The sequence below is a fragment of the Streptomyces sp. NPDC048277 genome, from assembly GCF_040652235.1.
Lineage (GTDB): Bacteria > Actinomycetota > Actinomycetes > Streptomycetales > Streptomycetaceae > Streptomyces.
In genome coordinates, this window is sequence record NZ_JBEZLQ010000035.1 from 58,881 (window position 1) to 83,501 (window position 24,621).

The window sequence follows — 24,621 nt, forward strand, 5'->3', positions numbered from 1 at the left end:
TGCCGCGCAAGGAATCGGGGACGGCGGCTTTCCGGGGATCGTACCGGTCGGGGGCTACAACTGGGCAAGCCAGGAAGCCGAGTCGGCGGCCGAAGACCGTTGACGGGGTGTGATCTTCTTCTCGAAGAAAACACCCCGTACCGGGATAATCAGCCCTGGAATCGATACTCTTCGAGCAACCTGCGCCCGATGATCATTTTCTGGATCTCGGCGGTACCCTCGCCGATCAGCAGCATCGGGGCCTCGCGGTAGAGACGTTCGATCTCGTACTCCTTGGAGAAGCCGTAGCCGCCGTGGATCCGGAAGGCATCCTCCACGACCTCCTTGCAGTACTCCGAGGCGAGGTACTTCGCCATCCCCGCCTCCAGGTCGTTTCGTTCCCCGGAGTCCTTTTTGCGTGCAGCGTTGACCATCATGGCATGCGCGGCCTCGACCTTGGTGGCCATCTCCGCCAGCTTGAACTGGATGGCCTGGTGCTGGGCGATCGCCTTGCCGAAAGTGTGACGCTGTTGGGCGTACTGGACACCGAGCTCGAACGCGCGCTGCGCGACACCGCAGCCGCGTGCCGCCACGTTGACCCGGCCGACCTCGACTCCGTCCATCATTTGGTAAAAACCTCGGCCGGTGACGCCGCCGAGCACCCGATTGGCCGGAACCCGCAGCCCGTCCATGATCAGCTCGGTGGTGTCGACACCCTTGTAGCCCATTTTGTCGATCTTGCCCGGGATGGTGAGGCCGGGGCGGACCTCCCCGAAACCGGGCTCCTTCTCGACCAGGAAGGTCGTCATCGACTTGTGCGGGGCCGTGCCCTCGGGGTGTCCTTCGTCACTTCGCACGAGGACGGCCACGAGCGAGGACGTGCCGCCGTTCGTCAGCCACATCTTCTGGCCGTTCAGGACGTACTCGTCGCCGTCCCGGACCGCCTTGGAGGTGATCGCGGAGACGTCGGAGCCCAGACCCGGCTCCGACATCGAGAAGGCGCCGCGGATGTCGCCGGCCGCCATGCGCGGCAGGAAGTGCTCCTTCTGCTCCTGCGTGCCGTGCTGCTTGAGCATGTACGCCACGATGAAGTGCGTGTTGATGATGCCGGAGACGGACATCCAGCCGCGGGCGATCTCCTCGACGCACAGCGCGTACGTCAGGAGGGACTCGCCCAGGCCGCCGTACTCCTCGGGGATCATCAGGCCGAAGAGGCCGAGCTCCTTGAGGCCGTCGACGATCGCTTGCGGGTACTCGTCGCGGTGCTCCAGCTCGGTGGCGACCGGGATGATCTCCTTGTCCACGAAGTCGCGGACGGTGGAGAGGATCTCCTGCTGGACGTCGGTCAGACCGGCGGTCTGGGCGAGACGGGCCATCGCTTACTTCCCCTGTTCCTTCAGCTCGGGGCGGCCCGGCTGCTCGCCGCCGCGCTCCTTGATGTACGTCTCGGTCGGCACCATCACCTTGCGGCGGAAGATGCACACCAGCGTGCCGTCCTGCTTGTAGCCCTTGGTCTCGACGTAGACGATCCCGCGGTCGTTCTTCGACTTGGACGGCCACTTGTCGAGCACGGTCGTCTGGCCGTAGATCGTGTCGCCGTGGAAGGTCGGCGCCACGTGCTTGAGCGACTCGATCTCCAGGTTGGCGATCGCCTTGCCCGAGATGTCCGGGACGGACATGCCGAGGAGCAGCGAGTAGATGTAGTTCCCGACCACCACGTTCTTGCCGAAGTCCGTCGTCTTCTCGGCGTAGTTGGTGTCCATGTGGAGCGGGTGGTGGTTCATGGTGAGGAGACAGAACAGGTGGTCGTCGTACTCCGTGACCGTCTTCCCGGGCCAGTGCTTGTACGTCGCCCCGACCTCGAACTCCTCGTACGTGCGTCCGAACTGCATCGCGCTCACGCCTCCGGGATCTCGAACTTCGACGTGCGCTGCATCCCTGCGGCCCGGCCCTTGCCGGAGATGACCAGGGCCATCTTGCGGCTGGCCTCGTCGATCATCTCGTCGCCGAGCATCGCGGAGCCCTTCTTGCCGCCCGCCTCGGACGTGTAGTAGTCGTACGCGTCCAGGATCAGCTCGGCGTGGTCGTAGTCCTCCTGGGACGGCGAGAAGATCTCGTTGGACGCCTCGACCTGGCCCGGGTGCAGCACCCACTTGCCGTCGAAGCCGAGCGCGGCGGCGCGCTGGGCGACCTCGCGGTAGCCGTCGATGTTGCGGATCTGCAGGTAGGGGCCGTCGATCGCCTGGAGGTTGTTGGCGCGGGCGGCCATCAGGATCTTCATCAGGATGTAGTGGTAGGCGTCCGCCGGGTAGCCGGGCGGCTGCTCGCCCACGACCAGCGACTTCATGTTGATGGACGCCATGAAGTCGGCCGGGCCGAAGATGATCGTCTCGACGCGCTGGGAGGCCGTCGCGATCTCGTTGACGTTGTTGAGGCCCTGCGCGTTCTCGATCTGCGCCTCGATGCCGATCTTGCCGACCTCGAAGCCCATGGTCTTCTCGATCTGGGTGAGGAGGAGGTCCAGGGCGACGACCTGCTGGGCCGTCTGCACCTTCGGCAGCATGATGCAGTCGAGGTTCTGGCCGGCGCCCTCGACGACCGTGACGACGTCGCGGTACGTCCACTCGGTCGTCCAGTCGTTCACGCGCACCACACGCGTCTTCCCGGTCCAGTCGCCCTCGTTGAGGAACTTGACGATGGTGTGCCGCGCCTCGGGCTTGGCGAGCGGCGCGCACGCGTCCTCCAGGTCCAGGAAGACCTGGTCCGCCGGGAGACCCTGCGCCTTCTCCAGGAAGCGGGGGTTCGAGCCGGGCACGGCCAGGCAGGAGCGCCGCGGGCGGAGCCGGTTGACGGGCGTGGTCATGCGGGGACCTCCAGAGGGTCGAGCTTGTTCGCTTTCCGGATCTCGTCGACGATGCGGCCGATGATTCCGGTGATGTCGAAGTCCTTCGGGGTGAAGACCGCGGCCACTCCGGCTTCCCGCAGCTGCTCGGCATCCCCGTTCGGGATGATGCCACCGGCGATCACGGGTATATCTGTGGCACCGGCCACACGGAGTCGTTCCAGGACATCCGGAACCAGTTGCGCGTGCGACCCGGAGAGGATCGACAGGCCGACCGCGTGCACGTCCTCGGCGAGGGCCGCGTCCACGATCTGCTCGGGGGTCAGCCGGATGCCCTGGTAGACCACCTCGAAACCGGCGTCCCGGGCGCGGACGGCGATCTGCTCGGCGCCGTTGGAGTGCCCGTCCAGACCCGGCTTGCCGACCAGGAACCGCAGCTTGCCGCTGCCCAGCTCGCGGGCGGTGGCGTCCACCCTGGCCCGCACCTCGGCCAGCGCCGAGCCCGGCTCGACGGGGACCGCGATCGGAGCCGAGGAGACCCCGGTGGGCGCCCGGAACTCGCCGAACACCTCGCGGAGCGCGCCCGCCCACTCGCCGGTCGTGACCCCGGCACGGGCACACTCCAGGGTGGCCTCCATGAGGTTGTCGGTGCCCTTGGCGGCCTCCTTCAGCCGCTCCAGGGCCTTGCAGGGCCGCGGGTGGTTGAACGGCGGCTGGTAGCGCGTGTCGCGCCAGTGCCCGATCGCCGCGACCACCCTCGCCTCGACCGCCGGGTCGACCGTCTGGATCGCGGTGTCCAGGTCGGCGGTGAGCGGGTTCGGCTCGGTCGTCTCGAAGATGTTGACGCCGACGATCTTCTCCTGGCCGGATTCGATCCGGGCCCGGCGCTCGGCGTGCGAGGAGACGAGCTGCGACTTCAGGTAGCCCGACTCGACGGCGGCCATCGCGCCGCCCATCTCCTGGATCCGGTCGATCTCCGCGAGGGAGTCCTCGACCAGCTGGGCGACCTTCTTCTCGATGACGTGCGAGCCCTCGAAGATGTCCTCGTACTCCAGCAGGTCGCTCTCGTGCGCCAGCACCTGCTGGATGCGCAGCGACCACTGCTGGTCCCAGGGCGTCGGCAGGCCGAGCGCCTCGTTCCACGCGGGAAGCTGCACGGCACGCGCGCGTGCGTCCTTCGACAGCGTCACCGCGAGCATCTCCAGCACGATCCGCTGGACGTTGTTCTCCGGCTGCGCCTCGGTCAGGCCGAGCGAGTTGACCTGGACGCCGTACCGGAAGCGGCGCTGCTTGGGGTTCTCGATGCCGTACCGCTCACGGGTGACCTGGTCCCAGATGCGGCCGAACGCCCGCATCTTGCACATCTCCTCGACGAACCGGACGCCGGCGTTCACGAAGAAGGAGATACGGGCGACCACATCGCCCATCCGCTCCTGCGGCACCTGGCCGCTGTCGCGCACGGCGTCGAGGACCGCGATCGCCGTCGACATCGCGTACGCGATCTCCTGGACCGGCGTGGCGCCCGCCTCCTGCAGGTGGTAGCTGCAGATGTTGATCGGGTTCCACTTCGGGATGTGGGAGACCGTGTACGCGATCATGTCGGTCGTCAGGCGGAGGCTCGGCCCCGGCGGGAAGACGTGCGTCCCCCGGGACAGGTACTCCTTGACGATGTCGTTCTGAGTCGTGCCCTGGAGCCTGGTGATGTCCGCGCCCTGCTCCTCCGCGACGACCTGGTAGAGCGCCAGCAGCCACATGGCGGTGGCGTTGATCGTCATCGAGGTGTTCATCTGCTCCAGGGGGATGTCCTGGAACAGCCGGCGCATGTCACCGAGGTGCGAGACGGGCACGCCCACCCGGCCGACCTCGCCGCGGGCGAGGATGTGGTCGGGGTCGTAGCCGGTCTGCGTCGGCAGGTCGAACGCCACCGACAGGCCGGTCTGGCCCTTGGCGAGGTTGCGCCGGTACAGCTCGTTGGACGCCTCGGCCGTGGAGTGCCCGGCATACGTGCGCATGAGCCACGGCCGGTCCTTTTCCTTTTGCGCCTGCGGCGCAGTGCGCTCTGTGCCGATGTCGACGTTCCTCAGCCCGCGGTCGCTGCGCTCCCTTGTCTTCGTCTCTTTCGACATCGGCGCGCACTGCGCCGCAGGCGCGGGCTCCCGCGTGCCTTCGGCATTCTGACGCTCAGTCATCTATGACCTCGGGTGTCTCAGATGTTGCGGAAGCGGTTGATGGCGTCGAGGTGCTTGGCACGCATCTCCGCGTCGCGCACGCCGAGGCCTTCCTCGGGGGCGAGGCAGAGGACGCCGACCTTGCCCTGGTGCAGGTTGCGGTGCACGTCGTAGGCGGCCTGGCCGGTCTCCTCCAGGGAGTAGGTCCTCGACAGCGTCGGGTGGATCTTGCCCTTCGCGATCAGCCGGTTGGCCTCCCACGCCTCGCGGTAGTTGGCGAAGTGCGAGCCGATGATCCGCTTCAGGGACATCCACAGGTAGCGGTTGTCGTACTCGTGCATGTAGCCCGAGGTGGAGGCGCAGGTGGTGATGGTGCCGCCCTTGCGGGTGACGAAGACCGAGGCGCCGAAGGTCTCGCGGCCGGGGTGCTCGAAGACGATGTCGATGTCCTCGCCGCCGGTGAGCTCACGGATGCGCTTGCCGAAGCGCTTCCACTCGCGCGGGTCCTGCTCGTGCTCGTCCTTCCAGAACTTGTAGCCCTCGGCGTTGCGGTCGATGATCGCCTCGGCGCCCATGGCCCGGCAGATCTCCGCCTTCTGGGGGCTGCTGACGACACAGATCGGGTTGGCGCCGCCGGCCAGCGCGAACTGGGTGGCGTACGAGCCCAGGCCGCCGCTCGCGCCCCAGATCAGGACGTTGTCGCCCTGCTTCATGCCGGCGCCGTTGCGGGAGACCAGCTGCCGGTAGGCGGTGGAGTTGACCAGGCCCGGGGCGGCGGCCTCCTCCCAGCTGAGGTGGTTCGGCTTCGGCATCAGCTGGTTGGACTTGACGAGCGCGATCTCGGCGAGGCCGCCGAAGTTGGTCTCGAAGCCCCAGATGCGCTGCTCGGGGTCGAGCATCGTGTCGTTGTGCCCGTCGCTGGACTCCAGCTCGACGGAGAGGCAGTGCGCGACGACCTCGTCACCGGGCTTCCAGGCGTTGACGCCGGGGCCGGTGCGCAGGACGACGCCCGCGAGGTCGGAGCCGATGATGTGGTACGGCAGGTCGTGCCGCTTGGTCAGCTCGCTGAGGCGGCCGTAGCGCTCCAGGAAGCCGAAGGTGGACAGCGGCTCGAAGATCGAGGTCCACACCGAGTTGTAGTTGACGCTCGATGCCATGACGGCGACCAGGGCCTCGCCCGGGCCCAGCTCGGGCAGGGGGACCTCGTCGAGGTGGATCGACTTGCGCGGGTCCTTGTCGCGGGTCTCCAGACCGGCGAACATGTCCGTCTCGTCCTTGTGCACGGTGATCGCGCGGTACGACTCGGGGAGCGGCAGGGCGGCGAAGTCGGCCGGCGTCGAGTCCGGTGACTGGATCGCGTCCAGAATGGCCTGAGTGGTCACGGTGTTGCCTCCGGCGATGCTTGCGCCCCTTGAGGGAAGGGGCGCTGAGGGTTACGTCGGTGCTGCTGAGGGTTTCGGGAAAGATGCCGTCGGTTCGGCGGGGGTGGTGCTTCGGCAGCGCTTTGTGGCGCGGGAGGTTGCCTGTGACGCAGGCGTCCGGCGGGTGAGCTGGTGGGCTCTCCGGGACAGGCCGGACACCAACAACGTATGACACCGCGTGTCAGGCGGCAAGGCACTGAGTGCCAGAACCTGCTCTCAGATGAAATCTTTACGTAACAAATGAGCGATGATCGATCAAAGATCCCATCGAGTAGGGGAAAATGGCCCGTCTTGCGGGAGACGTCCGAATGTCGGGGACGCGCTGTGAGGCGCAGGTCACAGCCGTGCGGGACGGGTCACAGCAGGTCGGCGAGGCAGGCCAGATAGACCGCCATCGCCGTCCGCGGCTCCCGGACCGCCCGCCCCGACAGCTCCTCGATCTTCGCGAGCCGGTAGAGCAGGGTGTTCCGGTGGATCGCCAGCCGTTCGGCGGTCCGTACCAGGTGGAAGCCGCACTCCGCCCAGGCGATCAGCGTCTCCCGCAGCACCGGCCAGTCCTCGCGCTCGCGCATCCCGGCCAGCAGGGCCGCCGCGTACCGGGCCCGCTCCTGCCGTACCGCGGCCGCCACGAGCTGCGGCACCCGCAGCTCGGCCACCGCGAAGACGCTCCGGCCCGGTTCGAGGCGTGACCCGGCACGCAGTGCCATCGCCGCGTCCCGGTAGGAGTCGTGCAGCCCGCCGACGCCCCGCCCCGGCTCCCCGATCCCGACCCGGGCCGCCACCCCGTGCCGCTCGGCGAGCCGCTCGACCAGGGCCGCGCACCGGGCCTCCGGTCCGCCCGGCACCGCGTACCGGCCCTCCGGCCCGCCCGGCACCGCCGCGCACAGCACCGCGTACCGCCCGGCGGCCAGTTCCCCGGCCAGGTCCTGTCCGCCGCCGAACACCTCGCGCACGGTCCGCAGCAGCGACAGCCGGGACACCCCGCCGGCCCGGACGCCGGCCCGGACCTCCAGCACCACGGCGGCCCGCGGCGACCGCGGGTCCAGCCCCAGCTCGGCCAGCCGCGCCTCCACCGACTCGGCGTCGACGACCTCGGGGTCGTACAGCGCGATGTCCCGGACGACGTCGTCGACCGCCCGCTCGTGCAGCAGCCGGGAGCGCAGCAGGGCGGCCTCCTCCAGCAGGATCTCGGTCTGCCGCCGCACGACCAGCCCGAACCGGCGCACCTCCTCCGGATCCCCGGTCAGACACACCGTGCCGACCGCCTCCGCCCCGACCGTGATCGGCAGGCTCATCCCGGACCGCACCCCGCGCATCCGCCGCGCCTCCTCGGCCGTGTGGGTGGCGGGCCGCCGGGTGCGCAGCACCTCGTACGACGCCTCGTGCACCGTGCCGAGCCGGGCGGTGTCCCCGCAGCCGATGACCACCGCGTCCCGGTCGGTGATCAGCACGTTGAACCCGGTGATCCGCCCGATGTCACAGGCGATCTCCTGGGCGAGTTCCGGCGTGAGGACGGCGTCGACGGCAGCCATGGACGGAACGTACAGGCGAAGCCCGTGAGAACGGGAGACCTCCCGTGCACTTCGTACGATGACGCGACCGTCGCGGATCCCTACCTTTCTCCGACAACGGGCGGCCCGCACCCACCCGTCCCCGTCCCCCTCCCCGTCGTCTGGAGACGGTCATGTCCGCAGCAGCACAGGTGTCACTCGAGAAATCCAGGCCCACCAGAACCCACTGGCTCATCACCCTCTACGCCGGCGGCGGAGAGTTCTGCGACGGCTACATCCTCAGCATCATCGGAGTCGCCCTCCCGCTCATCAACAGCCACTTCGGCCTCGGCTCCACCATGTCCGGGTTCATCGGATCGGCCTCGCTGATCGGCATGTTCGTCGGCGGACTGGTCTTCGGGTACGTCACCGACCGCATCGGCCGGCAGAAGGTGTACCTCGCCGACATCACCGCGTTCATCGTGCTGTCCGGCGCCCAGTTCTTCGCGTCCGACCCCTGGACCCTCGCCCTGCTCCGGTTCGCCATGGGCATCGCGATCGGCGCCGACTTCGCGATCGCCGGCACCATCGCCTCCGAGTTCGCACCCCGCAGGTCACGGGGGCCGCTGCTGGTCGTCATGGTCACCATGTGGTCGGTCGGCGCGGCGACGGCCTACGTCGTCGGCTGGCTGATGCTGCGCTCAGGGCACGACGACTGGCGCTGGATGCTGGCCAGCAGCGCGGTCCCGGCCGCCCTCATCCTGCTGCTCCGCTTCGGCACCCCGGAGTCCCCGCGCTGGCTGATGAACCAGGGCCGGACGGACGAGGCCCGCCAGGTGGTCCGCCAAATGCTCGGTCCGGACGCCGACTTGAGCGACCTGGAGACGGAGTCGACCGTCCGCAGCCGCTACACCGACATCTTCCAGGGCGTCTATCTGCGCCGCACGGTCTTCGTCGGGGTCTTCTGGGCCTGCCAGTTGCTCCCGATCTACGCCATCACCACCTACGAGCCGACCATCCTCAGCTCCCTCGGCCTGGACCACGGCAACAGCGCCTACCTCGGCTCGGTGGCGCTCCAGATCTTCTACATCCTGGGCTCGCTCTCCGGGATCCTCTTCGTCAACAAGGGCCGCAGACCACTGCTGTTGTGGAGTTTCGCGCTCTCGGCGGTGCCCCTGCTGGTCCTCTCCCTGCTCGCCGACCCGAGCCCGGCCGCCGTACTCGTCCTCTTCGCGGTGTTCGGCGTCGCCTCGTTCTCCAGCCAGTGTCTCCAGGCCATCTACCCCTCCGAACTGTTCCCGACGGGCGTGCGCGCCACCGCCAACGGCTTCGCGACCGGCGCCAGCCGCGTCGGCGCCGCGATCGGCACCTGGGGCGCCCCGGTCGTCCTCGGTGCCAGTACTCGGCTCGCGATGCTGCTCGGCGCGCTGATCTGCGGGGTCGGCTGGCTGGTCTCCTACCGGCTGGCACCGGAGACCAGCGGCAAGTCCCTGGCCGAGTCCAGCGGCGACGGAACGGTCACTCCCACACCCGTGAAGGAGCTTTCGTGACCCCCACGTCCGTCCTCGTCGTCGGCGGCGGAGTCGTCGGCCTGGCCTGCGCCCACTACCTGGGCCGGGCCGGGCTGCGGGTCACCGTCCTGGAACGGGACCGCCTCGGCAGCGGGGCCTCCCGGGGCAACGCCGGCGAGGTCTGCCCCGACCTGGTCGAGCCGCTGGGCGCCCCCGGGGTGGCCGCCAAGGCCCTGACCGGCCTCTTCCGCCCCGCGAGCCCCCTGTGGATCAACCCCGTCCCCTCCCTCCCCCTCCTGGGCTTCCTGGCCCGCCTGGGCCTGCACAGCACGGCTCGCCGCCACGGCACCGGGGCCGCCGCCCTCGCCTCCCTCGCCGAGGACACCTTCGCGCTCTTCGAGGAACTGGAGGCGCTGGGCGTGGACGGCGGGGCGGAGAAGGAGGGCTTCCTGTTCGCCTACCCGACGGACGAGGACGCGGCGCACGGCCTGGCGGCCTTCCGCGGCCTGGGCGCCCCCGCCCGGGAGCTGCTCCGCGGCCCGGCCCTGCGCGAGCTGGAACCGGCCCTCGGCGCCGCCGCCCGTGCCGGGTTCCTGGTCGAGCGCCAGTGGTCCCTGGACCCCGGCCGCTTCGTGGACGCGCTGGCCGACCGGCTGCGCCGGGACGGGGCGGAACTGGTGGAGGGCGCGAGGGTGACGGCCGTACGGGACGGACAGGTCCGTACGACAGCGGGGACGTACACCGCCGACGTGGTCGTGATCGCCGCCGGCGTGTGGTCCCGGGAGCTCTGCCGCCCCCTGGGCGTACGCCTCGACCTGGCCGCCGGCAAGGGCTACAGCTTCTCGGTCCCGGCCGACCCGCTGCCCCGCCGTCTGATCCACCTGGGCACGGCGAAGGCGGTCCTCACCCCGCTGGGCAAGCAGGTGCGGGTGGCGGGCACGATGGAGTTCGACCGAGACCCCGACCGCTTCCGGCAGCGCCGGGTCGACGCGATCGTCGCGGCGGCCCGCCCCTGTCTGCCGGGCGCGGACTGGGAGGCCCGGGAGAGCGAGTGGATGGGCCCCCGCCCGATGACCCCGGACGGCCTGCCCCTCATCGGCCCGCTACCCGGTCACCCCCGCGTACTGCTGGCAACGGGTCACAACATGCTGGGGTTGATGCTGGCTCCGGCGACGGGACGGCTGGTCACCGGGTTGGTGACAGGGGAGGCCCCCCTGGAACTGGCGGCAAGATTCGCGCCCCGAAAGGGGCGCGGGGAACTGCGCGACCAGCCACAACCCACCCGCACCCGCAGGACGACATGACGCGGCACCCCTCTAGGCGCGCTCCTTCAGAGCCTGCTCAATCGTCCGCATGACCTCGTCCAACGGCGCATCCGTCCGCGCCACCGTCACCAGCACCTCCCCCTGGGAGGCCACCGACGCCGACGCCGGCCGAGGCGCGGCATCCCGCCCCGCCCCGATCCCGTTGCCGAAAGTCTTCCGCACGATCGCGAAGGCATGATCGAGCTGCGCCTCCACATCCCCCTGCCCGCCCGCCCGCAGCCAGCGCCGCAGCACGTGGTTGTGGGCGGTGACCACCGCCGACGCCGCGACCTCCGCCAGCAGCGGGTCGTCGTTCGCGTCGTCCGCGTGGGCGTGCTCGTCGAAGTGGCCGAGGAGGTAGCGCGTGAAGAGCCGCTCGTAGCGGGCCACCGAGGCGATCTCGGCCTCGCGCAGCGTCGGCACCTCGCGGGTGAGCTTGTAGCGGGCGACGGAGATCTCCGGCCGGCCCGCGTACATCTTCATGACTTCCTTGATGCCGCGGCACACCGTGTCGAGCGGGTGCTCATGGGCCGGGGCCGCGTTCAGCACCGCCTCGGCACGGATCAGCGTGTCGTCGTGGTCGGGGAAGATCGCCTCTTCCTTGGAGCGGAAGTGACGGAAGAACGTACGGCGGGCGACCCCGGCCGCGGCCGCGATCTCGTCGACGGTGGTGGCCTCGTACCCCTTCGTCGCGAACAGTTCCATCGCGGCGGCCGCCAGTTCTCGGCGCATCTTGAGCCGCTGGGCCGCCGCGCGACTGCCTGCGGCACTCTCCGGCGCGTCGGGCGTGGCTGGTGTACGTGAGGACCTGGCGGGCTGGGACATGACCCGAACGTACTGCATGTGCGCAGCTTGATGCGCATGTCCCGGGTTTCCCCCGCCCACGGAGGGCGGGGGAGTACCGGGCCGGGCGGGCGGGAGACGGCCGCCGGGGTCGAGCAGTCCGCCCCAGTCCTTCTCGTCCCGGAACCAGTCGCCGACGCCGTCAGCGGCGGGCATATTCGCGGAAGCCACGGCCGGTCTTGCGGCCGAGGCAGCCCGCGGCCACCAGGTGCTCCAGCAGGGGCGCGGGCGCGAGACCCGGGTCCCGGAACTCGCGGTGCAGGACCTTTTCGATCGCGAGCGAGACGTCCAGACCGACCACGTCGAGGAGCTCGAAGGGGCCCATCGGGTAGCCGCCGCCGAGCTTCATCGCCGCGTCGATGTCGTCCAGCGTCGCGTAGTGCTCCTCGACCATCTTGATCGCGTTGTTCAGGTACGGGAACAGCAGCGCGTTCACGATGAACCCGGCCCGGTCGCCGCAGTCGACCGCGTGCTTGCGGATCTTCGCGCAGACCTCGCGGACGGTGGCGTGGACGTCCTCGGCCGTGAGCACGGTCCGGACGACCTCGACCAGCTTCATGGCCGGCGCCGGGTTGAAGAAGTGCATGCCGATCACGTCCTGGGGACGCGAGGTGGCGCGGGCGCAGGCGATCACCGGCAGCGAGGAGGTCGTGGTGGCCAGGACCGCGCCCGGCTTGCAGATCTTGTCCAGCGTCGCGAACAGCTGCCGCTTGACCTCCAGGTCCTCGGCGACGGCCTCGACGGCCAGGTCGACGTCGGAGAAGGCGTCGTACGAGCCCGCCGGGGTGATCAGGTCCAGGGTCTGGGCGGCCGCCTCGGCGGTCATCCGGCCCTTGCCGACGGAGCGGTCCAGGGACTTGCCGATACGGGCCTTGGCGGCCTGGGCCTTCTCCTCGCTGCGGGCGGCGAGGACGACCTCGTACCCGGCCTTGGCGAAGACCTCGGCGATGCCCGAGGCCATGGTGCCGGAGCCGGCGACGCCGACCGAGCGGACCGTACGGCCCGGGGTGGACGCGGCGCCGTCCAGCGGGGTCCCCGCGTCCCGGACGACGGTGGCGCTGCCCGGGGCCTCGTAGGTGTAGAAGCCGCGCCCGGACTTGCGGCCGGTCAGGCCCGCCTCGCTGAGCTGCTTGAGGATCGGGGCGGGGGCGTGCAGGCGGTCGCGGGACTCGGCGTACATGGCCTCCAGGACCGTACGCGCGGTGTCGACGCCGATCAGGTCGAGCAGGGCCAGGGGGCCCATCGGCAGGCCGCAGCCGAGGCGCATGGCCGCGTCGATGTCCTCGCGGGAGGCGTACTTCGCCTCGTACATCGCGGCGGCCTGGTTGAGGTAGCCGAACAGCAGCCCGTCCGCGACGAACCCGGGGCGGTCGCCGACCGCGACCGGCTCCTTGCCCAGTTCGAGGGCGAGATCGGTGACGGCGGCGACGGCGCTCGGCGCGGTGAGGACCGAGGAGACGACCTCGACCAGCTTCATCGCCGGGGCCGGGTTGAAGAAGTGCAGGCCAAGGACGCGCTCCGGGCGGGCCGAGTCGGCGGCCAGACGGGTCACGGAGAGCGCGTTGGTGCCGGTGGCGAGGATGGTCTCCGGGCGGACGATGCCGTCCAGCTCCCGCAGGACCTGGTGCTTGGTGTCGTACGACTCCGGGGTCACCTCGATGACGAGGTCGGCGTCGGCCGCGGCCCTGAGGTCGGTGCCGGTGCGGACCCGGGCGAGGACGTCGGCGCGCTCCTGCTCGGTGAGCCTGCCGCGCGCCACGGCCCGTGCGGTCGAGGTCTCCAGGGCGGCGGCGCACCGGGCGGCCTGGGCCTCGCTGACGTCGATGCCGATCACCTCGCGGCCGGCCTTGGCGAGGACCTCGGTGATTCCGGTGCCCATGGTGCCGAGGCCGACGACGGCGACGGTCTTGAGCGGGGACAGGGAAGGGTCGGACAGGGGAGTGGCCATCGCGGGACTCCAGGAATGAGGGTGACGACTGGAAGCGCGCCCGGGTGCGCCGAGGGGCGCACCGGGTGCGGAGAGAGCTGCGTGAATGCGGGTGTCTTTGCCGGGCTTCAAGCGCACACGCCCGGTGCTGCTGCCTCGGGCACGCACACGCCCGGGAGCGGCGGATTCCGACCGGCCCTGTCCCGGAGCCGAGTCGTACTGCGGTACCGAGGTACCGAACCGACCTTGGTGCTCACGGCGGCTGCGTCACCAAACCGGTGTGAGCGTTGGTGCGAGTGGGTGACTCGCTCGATTGAGCTTAACCGGCGGGTAACGAGCACGCCAGTCCCCCGACTTTGTGATGTACGTCCCTCTCCTCCCGCAACCCCTCTACGCTGGGCTTCGTGGACGAAGAGTTGCGATCACTCACGGAGCGTCTGCGCCAGGAGTCGCAGGGAACGGCCGCCTACGACCGGCTCCTGGGCACCGAGGACCACGACGAACTGGCGGAGGTGCTCACCGCGGCCGGACAGCCCCTGTGGGCCAGGGAACTGGCGGCGTACCGGCTGGGGACGGCCGGGGACCGGCGGGCGTTCGAGACCCTGGTCCTGCTGCTCAACCACCGCGACCCACCCCGCTGCGCCTCCGCCGCGCACGCCCTGGCCCGCCTCCAGGACCCGCGTACGGCTCGCGCGGCCGCGGCCCTCGCCACCAACGAACTCCGCGTCGCCTACGCCCTCCACCCGGTCCGTCTGCTGGTCGAACTCCGCGCCCCTGAGTCCGTCCCGGCCCTCATCACCACCCTGGAACGCCGGCTGCGCCCGCACGACCCCTACCGCAGGGTCGCCCTCGCCTGTGTGGAGGGCCTCGGCACCCTGGCCGACCCCCGCGCCCGCCGCGTCCTGAACGAGGCCCTGGCCCACCCCACCCTCGCCGAGGCGGCGGTCCACGCCCTGGCCCACATCCCGAGGCCGAGGTGACGTCCCGTCGGCCGGTCAGCCGGCGACGACCGCGAAGGCCTCGATCTCCATCAGGAACTCCGGCCGGACGAGGGCGGCCACCTGCACGGCGGAGGAAGCCGGGAGGCGGTCGTCGGGTATGTGGGCGGCACGGGCTGCCCGGATCGCCGGCATGCAGGCCATGTCCGTGACGAAGTAGGTGAGTTTGACGACGTCGTCGAAGCCGGCGCCCGCCGCCGCCAGGCAGCGGCGCAGGTTCTCGAAGACCTGGCGGGCCTGTGCGGCCGGGTCGCCCTCGCCGACCGGCCTGCCGTTCTCGTCCAGGGGCAGCTGCCCGGAGACGGCGACGAACCTGCCGGTGGCCGCCACGACGTGTGTGTACTGGGTGGCGGGGGCGACACCGTCGGGGGCGGGGATGCGGATCGGATCACTCATGCGTCCATGGTGGACCACGGGTCCGACAACGCCCCCGACGGAACGTCAGGACCGGCTCAGCCGCGGAATCCCAGCAGCCCGTGCAGGGTCGAGCCGCGGGAGGATGTCGAGGCTGTCTTGGTCGTCAGGGGCTTGGGGTCCGGGGACTTCCGGCAGGTCGCGTCGGCGGTGCCGTCGCCGTGCGGGACCGTGCCGTCGGTCAGATAGGTGGCGAGGTACTTGTCCAGACAGGTGTTGCCGCTGAGCGTGATGCCGTGGTTGCCGCCGCCCTGTTCGACGACCAGGCCGGAGCCGGCCAGCAGCCGGTGGGCCGCGACGCCGCCCTGATAGGGGGTGGCCGCGTCGTCCGTGGCCTGGAAGAGGAGGGCCGGCGGGAGTTTGCCGTTGGCGATGTTCGGCGGCTTCAGCGTCTTCGTCGGCCAGTAGGCGCACACCGCGTTGTACCAGGCGTTGTTCCAGACCATGAACGGCGCCTTCTCGTACGCCGCCCAGTTGTCCTTGCTCCACTGGTTCCAGTCCCGCGGCCAGGAGGAGTCCCGGCACTGGACGGCCGCGTAGACGCTGTAGCCGTTCTCGCCCGAGGCGTCGACGGCGGCGAAGTTCCGGTACGCCTCGACCAGCGCGGCCGTCTTCTTGCCGTTGACGTAGGCGGAGAACGCCTCGGCCAGGTAGGGCCAGTAGCCGTTGTAGTAGCCGCCCGGGATGAAGGTGTCCTCCAGTTCGGAGGCGCCGACCTTGCCGCCCGCCGGCTTCTTCGCCAGCGCGGCCCGCATGGCGTACCACTTGGCCTCGACCTTCTCCGGGTCGGTGCCGAGCCTGTAGGTGGCGTCGTACTTCGCGATCCACGTCATCAGGGCGCGGTGGCGGTCGTTGAAGGCGTAGTTCTGGCTCAGGTTGTCCTCGTACCAGACGCCCGTCGGGTCCACGATCGAGTCCAGGACCAGGCGGTGGATCCGGTCGGGGTGCAGCTTGGCGTAGACGGCGCCCAGGTAGGTGCCGTACGAGTAGCCGAAGTAGCTGACCCGGCGGGCCCCGAGGGCCTGGCGGATCGAGTCGAGGTCCTGCGCGGCGCTGACCGTGTCGAGGTACGGCAGCAGGCTCGCGTACTTCTTGCCGCAGGCCGCCGCGAACGACTTCACGCGCTCGGTGTTCGCCTGTTCCAGGGCGGGTGTGCCGGGGAGGGAGTCGGGGCGCACCGCCTTGAAGTAGCCGGGCGCGCAGTCGATCGACGGGCTGCTCTTTCCGACCCCGCGCGGGTCGAAGCCGATGACGTCGTACTGGGCCGCCACCTTCTTGGGCAGCGTGGACGCCACGAAGCCCGCGAGGCCCAGCCCGCTGCCGCCGGGGCCGCCGGGGTTGACCAGCAGCGGACCCTGAGAGGCCGACGCGGTGTGGGGGACGCGGGAGAGGGCGAGGGTGATCTGCTTCCCCGCGGGTGCGGAGTGGTCGAGGGGCACCTTGACGGAGCCGCACTGGAGTGTCGGGTAGTCGGTGGTGCCGCACTTCTTCCAGGTCACCGGGGACACCTGGAGGGGGGCTCGGGCGGTGGCGCTCGCGGGCAGGGCGGTGACCGACCCGGCCACGACAGCGGCGGCGGCGCACAGCACGGCTGCGCGTGTTCGCATGGGGTCCTCCCAGGACGGAGGGATCGCGGACCGCACGTGTCACGGTCCTCGCCGCATCGTCCCGGAAACGGCGCCCGGAGGAACATGTTCTGATGATTATTGACCCAATTGGTCGGTGGGTTGCCCTCGAACGCGCCCCGGCGTGAACGCGCTCAGAGCAGCGTCAGCTGGGTCGGCTCGGGCAGCTCGGGCTCGTCCGTCGCCGGTACCGGGATCCGGCGGGGCGTGCCCGCCCGGTTGGGTCCGATGCCGTACTCCTCGGCCAGCTCGTGCACCTGACGGGTGATCCGGCGCTGGTACCACTTGGGCGCGTAGGCGCCCTCCGCGTACAGCCGCTCGTAGCGCCGCACCAGGTGCGGGTGGTGGGCGGCGAGCCAGCTCATGAACCACTCGCGGGCGCCCGGCCGCAGATGCAGCACCAGGGGCGTCACGGAGGTGGCCCCGGCGGCCGCGATCGCCCGCACGGTGGCCCGGAGCTGGGCCGGGTGGTCGCCCAGGAAGGGGATCACCGGCGCCATCAGGACTCCGCAGCCGATGCCGGCCCCGGTGAGGGCGCGGACGACGTCGAGGCGCCGCTCGGGGGCCGGGGTGCCCGGCTCCACCGTGCGCCACAGCTCGGGGTCGACGAAGCCGACCGAGACCGAGATGCCGATGTCCGTGACGTCCGCCGCCCGGCGCAGCAGGTCGAGATCGCGCAGGATCAGGGTGCCCTTGGTGAGGATCGAGAACGGGTTCGCGTGCTCGGTGAGGGCGGAGATGATCCCCGGCATCAGCCCGTAGCGCCCCTCGGCGCGCTGATAGCAGTCGACGTTGGTGCCCATCGCGATGTGGTCGCCCAGCCAGCGGCGCGAGCCCAGCTGGCGGCGGAGCAGTTCGGGCGCGTTCACCTTGACGACGATCTGGCTGTCGAAGCCGATCCCGGTGTCGAGGTCGAGGTAGCTGTGGGTCTTGCGGGCGAAGCAGTACACGCAGGTACTGCTTCCCCCGCGGTGTCTTCTCGTGCCCGACACGGGAGGCATGAGGCAGGGTCGTTTCCAAGTGAACGAGCGGGCGGATCCGTCGAAGCTGGTGCGTAAATCGCTCGTATCGGATCAAAGTGTCAGTGTTGTGCGCAGGGGTCGGACGGTAGGGTGAGAGCTGTTCTGTAGCGGATTCCGCGGCGCCGCAGTGCAGGTAGGGAGGGTCGGCGTGGCTCTGGAGCCGAGCGTGCTCGAAAGCCGGTTCACGGACCTGCACTACAGCCGGAGATCTTGTGACCGCGCCCCGGAGCTGTCGTTGACCGGGCATGATGCGGGATGTGACGGCTGAGCTGATAGCCGAGTGGCGTGACGAACTGGTCAGACTGACAGGCTCGTTGGGGTACTTGTTTAACCGTCCGGAGCCGCGGGTGGTGTTCGCGCAGTTCATCGAGGGACTGCTGGCGGAGCTGCCGAAGAAGAATGGGTGGACGCTGGCCGAGCGGGCCGGGCATGCGACGGCGGACCGGATGCAGTGGCTGTTGAACGGTTCGGTGTGGGACGCCGACCGGTTGCGCGATGCGGTCCGCGACTACGTCGTGGAACACCTCGGCGACGCGGAGGCGTCGCTGGTCATCGACGACACCCAGGCCCAGAAGAAGGGCACCAAGTCGGTCGGGGTGGCCTTCCAGCACTGCGGGCTGACCGGGGACGTTCGCAATTGCCAGACCATGGTCATGCTGACCTATGCCGCCGGGGCCGGGCACGCTTTCCTCGACCGCCGCCTCTACCTGCCCGAGGAGTGGACGCGGGACCGAAAGCGGTGCCGTGAGGCCGGTGTCCCCGGGGAGACCGGCTTCGCCACCAAGCCCGAGCTGGCCATCGCCATGCTCGCCGACGCCCTGGCCGCTGGTGTCCCCTTCGCCTGGGTGCTGGCCGATTCCGGCTACGGGCGTGATCCGCAGCTTCGGGCCTTCTGCCACGAACGTGTCCTGCCCTACGTCCTGGGAGTCCCCGTCGACCTGCCGCTGGACGGCCCGCCGGGCAAGCCCCGCCTGCCGGCCGTGAAGCGCGCCGACGACCTCCTGCACTATGCAAAGGTCCGTGACCAGTGGGAACGCCGCTCCTGCGGGTACGGCACCAAAGGCGAACGGCTCTACGACTGGACCGCGTTCGCCGTCGACGTCAAGAGCGAGACACCGGCCGAGGGCTTCACGCACTGGCTGGTCCTGCGCAGGTCCCTGCACCCCAACCGGCGGGGCAAAGACGGGCAACTCCACCGCGAGATCGCCTACTTCCTCGTCCACGCACCCGCCGACACCACAGTGTCCGAGATCATCGCCCGGGCCGGCGGCCGCTGGCAGATCGAGGAGGACAACGAGCTCAACAAGCAGCTCGTCGGCTTCGACCAGTACCAGGTCCGCAAATGGACTCCCTGGCACCGGCACGTCACCGCATGCATGCTCGCCACCGCCTTCCTCGCCGTCCAGCGCGCAGCGTTCCCCGAAGCCGAAGCCGAAGCCGAAGCCGAAGCCGATCCGGACAACGATGACACCCCGGGAAAAGCCCCTGCCACGGCCGAGAGCGAGGCCACCGGCTGATCCCCGGACCGCTCCTGCGGCCCTCAGCCCACGCCATCCGGCACTGCCTCGCCACCACCCACCTCAACCCCCACCATCCCGTCGAAACCATCCTGGCCTGCGACTTCTGGCGCCGACTCCACCAGACCCGCGCCCTCGTCAGCCACTACCGCCGCCGCGGAGACCCTCTCCCGCACCACCTACAAGCCTGGACCAACCACCAGCCGATCTCACCGATCACCGATCCTCAAGATCTCCGGCTGTAGTACCAGCGTCGTCGCCATGACAGTACGTACGGGATCACCCTGCGCCAGACCGGCGATGATTCGGAACCTGAAGCCCTGAAGGTCACGGCAGATAGCAGCGCTCACCTGTCGGCCGCGACCGCCTACGACGGAACTCTTCACTGCCTGAGTCAGGTGAATTCATAGATTTACCAATACAAACGGGCGTCAGTGCCAATTATGGTCGCGCGAATCCCAGCGGCCTCAGGGCCTCACGAACGGAGTATTCAATGGTAAACGGTGAGATCCGTCGTCGACGGCTGATGGCCGCTGCGGGCGGCGCCGCGTGTGCCGGCCTCGTGTCGATGGTTCCTGCCTCCGCCCAGGCTGCTCCCGGGCACGCGGAAGAGTTGGTCGTGGCCACGCGATACGGTCGCCTCAGGGGCGAGCAGACCGCAGCAGTCCGTTCGTTCAAGGGGATTTCCTACGCGGCGCCGCCCGTCGGACGCAACCGGTTCCGTGCTCCCCAGCCCCCGCAGCCCTGGCAAGGTGTCCGAGACGCCGTCACGCTGGGGCATCCGTGTGTCCAGAACAACCCGGACTTCCCGGCCTGGGTCGACCCCGAGCGGGAGTCCGAGGACTGCCTCTATCTCAACGTGTGGACGCCCAGCCGGCGCAAGGATAGCGCCGAGGCCAGGCCGGTCATGGTGTGGATCCATGGCGGCGAATTCAGTTACGGATCCGCAGGAGCCCCCGTCTACGACGGAGCACACCTGGCCGAGGTCGCAGACGTCGTGGTGGTGTCGGTCAACCACCGCCTCAATGTCTTCGGGTACCTGTGGCTCGGCGACGCCGTTCCGGAACTCGCGGAGCATGCCAACCTCGGTCAGCGTGATCTGGTGGCGGCGCTGAAGTGGGTCCGCGAGAACATCGCCGGGTTCGACGGCGACCCGCGCAATGTCACCGTCTTCGGCGAATCGGGCGGCGGCGCAAAGATCAACGCCCTCCTTGCCACGCCCGCCGCTCGCGGTCTGTTCCACAAGGCGATCGTCCAGAGCGGCTCTCAGCTGGCTGTCAAGACGCGGGATCGGGCGAACAAGGTCACCGCTGCCGCATTCGCCGCCCTGGGAGGTGGGGAATTCACCGTGGAGCGACTGCAGGCGCTGTCGTCGGACGAGCTCAAGCAGGTCGCGCGGACCGTTGAGGGGGAGTTTCCGGGCCTCCCCTTCCAGCCCGTCGTCGACGGCTCCTTCATCCCCGAGCAGACCTGGCAGGGCGGCGCACCGGCGGGCAGTCGAGGCATCCCCATGATGATCGGCACCAACAGCCACGAAACGGCGGTCTTCCTGCCAGGCATGACGGACCAGATCGATACGGATGCGGAGCTCAAGCAGAGGCTCACCACGTCCGGCATGGCACCTGCCCTGTCGGACGCGGAGTTCGATCAACTGCTTACCGGGTACCGGAGCGCCCTGCCATCCGCCACCCGTCTGGAACTTCTCGTGGCGATGACCACGGACCTGTGGATGTGGCACTCCGCGCTGCTCCAGGCCGAGCGGAAGGAGTCCGTGCCCGGTCCTGTCTACTTCTATGAATTCGCCTGGCGTACACCGTGCTTCGGCAGCTCATGGGCAGTCCACTCGGGCGAACTGCCGTTCGTCTTCGGTAATCTCACCTACCCCACGGCCTGGGACGGCACGGACAGCGACGCCACACGCTCCGCGGACGACCCCACCGGACAGCGGTTCGTGCTGGCGGACCAGATGATGCACGCCTGGGGGGCGTTCGCCCGAAACGGCAACCCGTCGACCGAGGGTCAGGCCTGGCCCCGGTACAACAGCCACACGCGTCCGAGCATGGTGTTCGACCGGGGCTCCTCTGCCGTCGTCCGTGACCGGAACGCACAGCGTCGACTCCTCATAGAAGGGCTGCCCACCGTGTGGTGAAGGCCCGGCGCGGCTCCTCCCAAGGCGGTACAGCGAACCGCTGCAGACGGGTGCCTGCAGCGGTTCCGCCCCCGCCCCGGAGCCATGTCGTTCGCGTCACTACGGGCGCACATCCTCTAGACGGCCGAATCGCTCGCCCACGGGCGCGACCACATTCAACGCACCTGAAAGGCATATTCCGAGTCGATCTGTACATCCCCGCACCTCGACAGGACAGCGCTTGTTCCTGCGGTGTGGAGACCTCGATCGGGGCGGCTTTGGAATTCTCACTGCCATTACCCATGAGATTTGGCGGATCAACAGTACTGGTTCGGGAACGGGCCTCCTTAGGCTGCCGGACAAGTGAGCGCGCTCACAGCCAGAACGGCCCCGCCGGGAGAGCGGGGGATCACAGGTCCACCGAGGAGACTTCAGATGACAGTAGTCGGGCAGCCGCCGGACCGGGCGGTTACGGATGTCCTGATCATCGGGGCCGGTCCCTCTGGCGCTACATCGGCGCGCATCCTGGCGGAGAGCGGCTACCGGGTCACCGTCCTGGAGCAGGGCGGCTGGGTGAACCGCATCGACTATCCGAGCGACAAGCCGGAGAGGGACGTCCTGCTCGCGAGTACGTGGTCGGCCGATCCCAATGTGCGGCGCGGCGCCTGGGACTACCCCTGCGACGTGTCCGAGGCCGACGTGCACCCCTTGAACTTCAACGGTGTCGGCGGCAGCAGCATCTTCTACGGCGCCGAATGGCCACGCTTCGTTCCTTCCGACTTCCGGGTGCGCAGCCTGTACGGATTCGCCGACGACTGGCCGCTGACGTACGAGGACCTGGAGCCCTACTACACCCTGCTCGATGAGATGGTCGGCGTCTCCGGGCGCGCGGGTGACCCGGCGTACCCGCCGTCCGTCGAGCCTCCGATGCCCGGCGTTCCCATCGGCCGGATCGGTGTGAAGGCCGCCGAGGGCATGAACAGGCTCGGCTGGCACTGGTGGCCGGCCACTCAGGCCATCATGACGAAGACCCATGGCGACCGGGGTGCGTGCGCGCGCTGGGGTACATGCATGTCGGGGTGTCCCGAGGGCGCGAAGGGATCGTTCGACGTGGCGATGTGGCCTGCGGCGCTCGCCGCGGGCGCGACCCTGATCACCGAGGCCCGGGTGCGCGAGGTGACCGTCGACAAGGCCGGCCTGGCAAACGGTGCGACCTGGATCGACGGCGCAGGGCAGGAGCACCACACCGGCGCGGCGGTCGTCATCGTGTGCGCCAACGGCGTCGGCACCCCGCGCCTGCTGCAGTTGTCGACCTCCAACCGGTTCCCGGACGGCCTCGCGAACTCCTCGGGCCTGGTCGGCAAGCGGCTGATGATGCACCCGTTCGTCGGCGTCATGGGCGTCTACCCGGACCAGCTCGAAAGCTGGCTCGGCCCGTTCGGCGCCAACCTGTACTCCCTGCAGTTCGCCGAGACCGACCTGAGCCGAGGTTTCGCCCGTGGCGCCAAGTGGTCCGCGATGGCGATCCCGGGCCCCATGGAGATTCTCGCGAGGTACGCCGACCTGCCCCTTGCCGAGCGGACCGGCGCGGCCGGCCAGGCCCTCGTCGAGCACGCCCTCGGCCGGGCCTTCGAATGGGCGGCCTCGATCGAGGACCTGCCGGACGAGAGCAACAGCGTGACCCTCAGTCCCGACATGGTCGACGGTTCCGGAATCCCGGCGCCGAAGATCACCTATCGGCTCTCCGAGGACAGCGTGCGCAATCTGGAGTGGAACGTGGAGCGCATGCACGAGGCGCACCGGGCCGCCGGAGCGATCGAGACGAAGGCCGTGCCGTGGATGCCGGGTGTCGGCTGGCACATGCTGGGAACGGCCCGGTGCGGTGACGATCCGGCCACCTCGGTGGTCGACCAGTACGGCCGTGCCCACGACGTCCCCAACCTCTTCGTCCTGGACGGCAGCGTGTTCGTGACCTCGTCCTCCGTCAATCCGACGTCGACGGTCGTGGCCTTCGCCGCTCGTGCGGTCGAGCACCTGATGGAGACGGCGAGCAGCCAGAAGGTTCCGGTGTGACCATGGACATCCAGATTCAGCAGCCCCAGCGGAAGACCCTGATCGACGACCGGACCCGCACCGGCCTCGCCTCGATCCTCGACGTACTCCTCCCCGGGACCGGGAAACTCCCCTCCGGCCGTGCGGTGGGCGCACACCTGGAGCTTCTCGACAAGGTCCTGGAGGCCGACCCGAGGCTGGAGGCGTCCGTCACCAGAGTCGGCGAGTCGGCGGCGGCCGCACCGACGTGCACGTTCGCGGACCTGGAGCGCTGGGCGGGCGAGGACCTCGAACACGTGGTGTTCGCCCTGCACTCCGCCTACTACATGGCGGGCGAGGTGCGGTCCGCGCTCGGCTACCCCGGCCAGACCCGCCGTCCGATCGCGCTCGCCACACCGGAAGAGGTGTGCTCCGACGAACTGGTCGCTCCCGTTCTGGCACGCGGGGCCGTGTACGTGCCCACACCGGAGTAATAGCCCGTCGCGGCCTGCGGCCCGAAGCCACCCCCTTGATCCACCCACGCACCACAGGAGAAGAGTCAGGTGTCCAAGCCGAGAAGCGTGATCATCACCGGTGCCGGCAGCGGCATCGGCGCCGCGGTCGCGGAGACCTTCGCCGCCGCCGGTGACCGGATCTACCTCGCCGACCTCTCCGCCGAGCGGCTGAAGTCGACGGCGGCCGCCGTCGGCTCCGCCGACGTGAGCACCCACGAGGTCGACGTCACCGACGCGGCGGCCGTCCAGGCGCTGGCCGAGCGGGTTGTGGCCGAGCATGGCGGCATCGACGTCCTGGTGAGCAACGCGGGCGTGTTCGACGGCTGCGCGAGCATCCGGGACACCTCGGCGGAGCTGTGGGACAAGGTCATCGGGATCAACCTCACCGGGACGTTCAACGTCGTCAAGGCGGTCAGCGAACAGATGATCGCCCAGCGGTCGGGCCGTGTGATCAGTATCGGCTCGATCGCCGCCCAGCGGGCGATGCCCGACGGCCTGGCGTACTGCGCCTCGAAGGCGGCGCTCGAAGGACTCGTCCGCCGCCTCGCCTACGACCTCGGCGGCTACGGGGTCACTGCCAACCTCGTGGCGCCGGGGGTCGTCCGCACCGGAATTCGTGCGACCTCCGAGGAGATCCTCGGGAGTCTCGTTCCCGACACCAACGTCGGCGTCGGCACGAGCACGGACCTCATGGACCTGCTCATCCCCGCCCGGCGCGGCGGAGAGCCGAGCGAGATCGCGGCCACCGTCTTCTTCCTGGCGAGCGCGGGGGCCGCCTACATCAACGGCGAGGTCATCCACGTCGACGGCGGCTGGATCGCCAGCTGACGCCGCCGGCGGTACCGCTGACCGGACCGTACCGAACGACGATGGGACGTGCTCATGC

18 protein-coding genes and 1 pseudogene are annotated in these 24,621 nt (G+C 69.6%); 8 read left to right on the forward strand and 11 right to left on the reverse strand.

Going from position 1 to position 24,621, the window contains the following annotated elements:
• Positions 1–149: 149 nt before the first annotated feature.
• From AB0D85_RS46155 to AB0D85_RS46180, 6 genes are all read right to left on the reverse strand, one after another.
• Positions 150–1,355: an acyl-CoA dehydrogenase family protein gene (locus tag AB0D85_RS46155; RefSeq protein ID WP_362335440.1), complete on the reverse strand. Its 1,206-nt coding sequence runs from the start codon at positions 1,353–1,355 to the stop codon at positions 150–152.
• Between the two features lie 3 nt (positions 1,356–1,358).
• Positions 1,359–1,871 (reverse strand): MaoC family dehydratase, encoded by a 513-nt coding sequence (locus AB0D85_RS46160; RefSeq protein WP_217547894.1) that lies wholly within the window; start codon positions 1,869–1,871, stop codon positions 1,359–1,361.
• Between the two features lie 5 nt (positions 1,872–1,876).
• A complete protein-coding gene (locus AB0D85_RS46165) occupies positions 1,877–2,842 on the reverse strand; it encodes a CoA ester lyase (RefSeq protein ID WP_099932428.1) in 966 nt (321 codons plus the stop codon).
• Positions 2,839–4,890, reverse strand: a complete 2,052-nt coding sequence (locus AB0D85_RS46170) for a protein meaA (protein WP_362335545.1) — start codon at positions 4,888–4,890, stop codon at positions 2,839–2,841. Before AB0D85_RS46170 ends, AB0D85_RS46165 begins: the two co-directional genes overlap by 4 nt.
• A gap of 137 nt (positions 4,891–5,027) precedes the next feature.
• Positions 5,028–6,371, reverse strand: a complete 1,344-nt coding sequence (ccrA, locus tag AB0D85_RS46175; protein ID WP_362335444.1) for a crotonyl-CoA carboxylase/reductase — start codon at positions 6,369–6,371, stop codon at positions 5,028–5,030.
• 395 nt (positions 6,372–6,766) lie between these two features.
• Positions 6,767–7,942, reverse strand: a complete 1,176-nt coding sequence (locus AB0D85_RS46180; RefSeq protein ID WP_362335447.1) for a sugar diacid recognition domain-containing protein — start codon at positions 7,940–7,942, stop codon at positions 6,767–6,769.
• Between the two features lie 152 nt (positions 7,943–8,094).
• Here AB0D85_RS46180 and AB0D85_RS46185 point away from each other — a divergent pair, with 152 nt between their 5' ends.
• Together AB0D85_RS46185 and AB0D85_RS46190 are read left to right on the forward strand one after the other, a co-directional pair.
• A complete protein-coding gene (locus tag AB0D85_RS46185) occupies positions 8,095–9,450 on the forward strand; it encodes an MFS transporter (protein ID WP_362335450.1) in 1,356 nt (451 codons plus the stop codon).
• Positions 9,447–10,715, forward strand: coding sequence for an FAD-dependent oxidoreductase (locus tag AB0D85_RS46190; protein WP_362335453.1), 1,269 nt, complete (start codon positions 9,447–9,449; stop codon positions 10,713–10,715). Before AB0D85_RS46185 ends, AB0D85_RS46190 begins: the two co-directional genes overlap by 4 nt.
• A gap of 12 nt (positions 10,716–10,727) precedes the next feature.
• Here the strand turns inward: AB0D85_RS46190 and AB0D85_RS46195 are convergent, their stop codons facing one another.
• Together AB0D85_RS46195 and AB0D85_RS46200 are read right to left on the reverse strand one after the other, a co-directional pair.
• Positions 10,728–11,540: a TetR family transcriptional regulator gene (locus AB0D85_RS46195; RefSeq protein WP_362335456.1), complete on the reverse strand. Its 813-nt coding sequence runs from the start codon at positions 11,538–11,540 to the stop codon at positions 10,728–10,730.
• Positions 11,541–11,700: 160 nt separating this feature from the next.
• Complete coding sequence (locus tag AB0D85_RS46200; protein WP_362335459.1) at positions 11,701–13,506, reverse strand: 3-hydroxyacyl-CoA dehydrogenase family protein; 1,806 nt, start codon at positions 13,504–13,506, stop codon at positions 11,701–11,703.
• A 383-nt stretch (positions 13,507–13,889) separates the two neighbouring features.
• Here AB0D85_RS46200 and AB0D85_RS46205 point away from each other — a divergent pair, with 383 nt between their 5' ends.
• Positions 13,890–14,465, forward strand: a complete 576-nt coding sequence (locus tag AB0D85_RS46205) for an adenylosuccinate lyase (protein ID WP_362335462.1) — start codon at positions 13,890–13,892, stop codon at positions 14,463–14,465.
• A gap of 15 nt (positions 14,466–14,480) precedes the next feature.
• Here the strand turns inward: AB0D85_RS46205 and AB0D85_RS46210 are convergent, their stop codons facing one another.
• From AB0D85_RS46210 to AB0D85_RS46220, 3 genes and pseudogenes are all read right to left on the reverse strand, one after another.
• Positions 14,481–14,879: a RidA family protein gene (locus AB0D85_RS46210; protein ID WP_362335465.1), complete on the reverse strand. Its 399-nt coding sequence runs from the start codon at positions 14,877–14,879 to the stop codon at positions 14,481–14,483.
• A gap of 56 nt (positions 14,880–14,935) precedes the next feature.
• A complete protein-coding gene (locus AB0D85_RS46215; protein ID WP_362335468.1) occupies positions 14,936–16,504 on the reverse strand; it encodes an alpha/beta hydrolase in 1,569 nt (522 codons plus the stop codon).
• Positions 16,505–16,656: 152 nt separating this feature from the next.
• Positions 16,657–17,496, reverse strand: a pseudogene (locus AB0D85_RS46220) (radical SAM protein); the annotation flags it as partial.
• Between the two features lie 296 nt (positions 17,497–17,792).
• On the opposite strand from AB0D85_RS46220, the gene AB0D85_RS46225 reads away from it, so the two are divergent.
• From AB0D85_RS46225 to AB0D85_RS46245, 5 genes are all read left to right on the forward strand, one after another.
• On the forward strand, positions 17,793–19,061 hold the full coding sequence (locus tag AB0D85_RS46225) for an IS701 family transposase (RefSeq protein ID WP_362335548.1): 1,269 nt from the start codon (positions 17,793–17,795) through the stop codon (positions 19,059–19,061).
• 493 nt (positions 19,062–19,554) lie between these two features.
• The gene (locus AB0D85_RS46230; protein ID WP_362335472.1) at positions 19,555–21,210 is read left to right on the forward strand and encodes a carboxylesterase family protein; all 1,656 of its coding nucleotides are present in this window, start codon (positions 19,555–19,557) and stop codon (positions 21,208–21,210) included.
• A 414-nt stretch (positions 21,211–21,624) separates the two neighbouring features.
• A complete protein-coding gene (locus AB0D85_RS46235) occupies positions 21,625–23,262 on the forward strand; it encodes a GMC family oxidoreductase (protein ID WP_362335475.1) in 1,638 nt (545 codons plus the stop codon).
• A gap of 2 nt (positions 23,263–23,264) precedes the next feature.
• Positions 23,265–23,714: a hypothetical protein gene (locus tag AB0D85_RS46240; RefSeq protein ID WP_362335478.1), complete on the forward strand. Its 450-nt coding sequence runs from the start codon at positions 23,265–23,267 to the stop codon at positions 23,712–23,714.
• Positions 23,715–23,783: 69 nt separating this feature from the next.
• A complete protein-coding gene (locus AB0D85_RS46245; protein WP_362335481.1) occupies positions 23,784–24,563 on the forward strand; it encodes an SDR family NAD(P)-dependent oxidoreductase in 780 nt (259 codons plus the stop codon).
• Positions 24,564–24,621 lie beyond the last annotated feature (58 nt).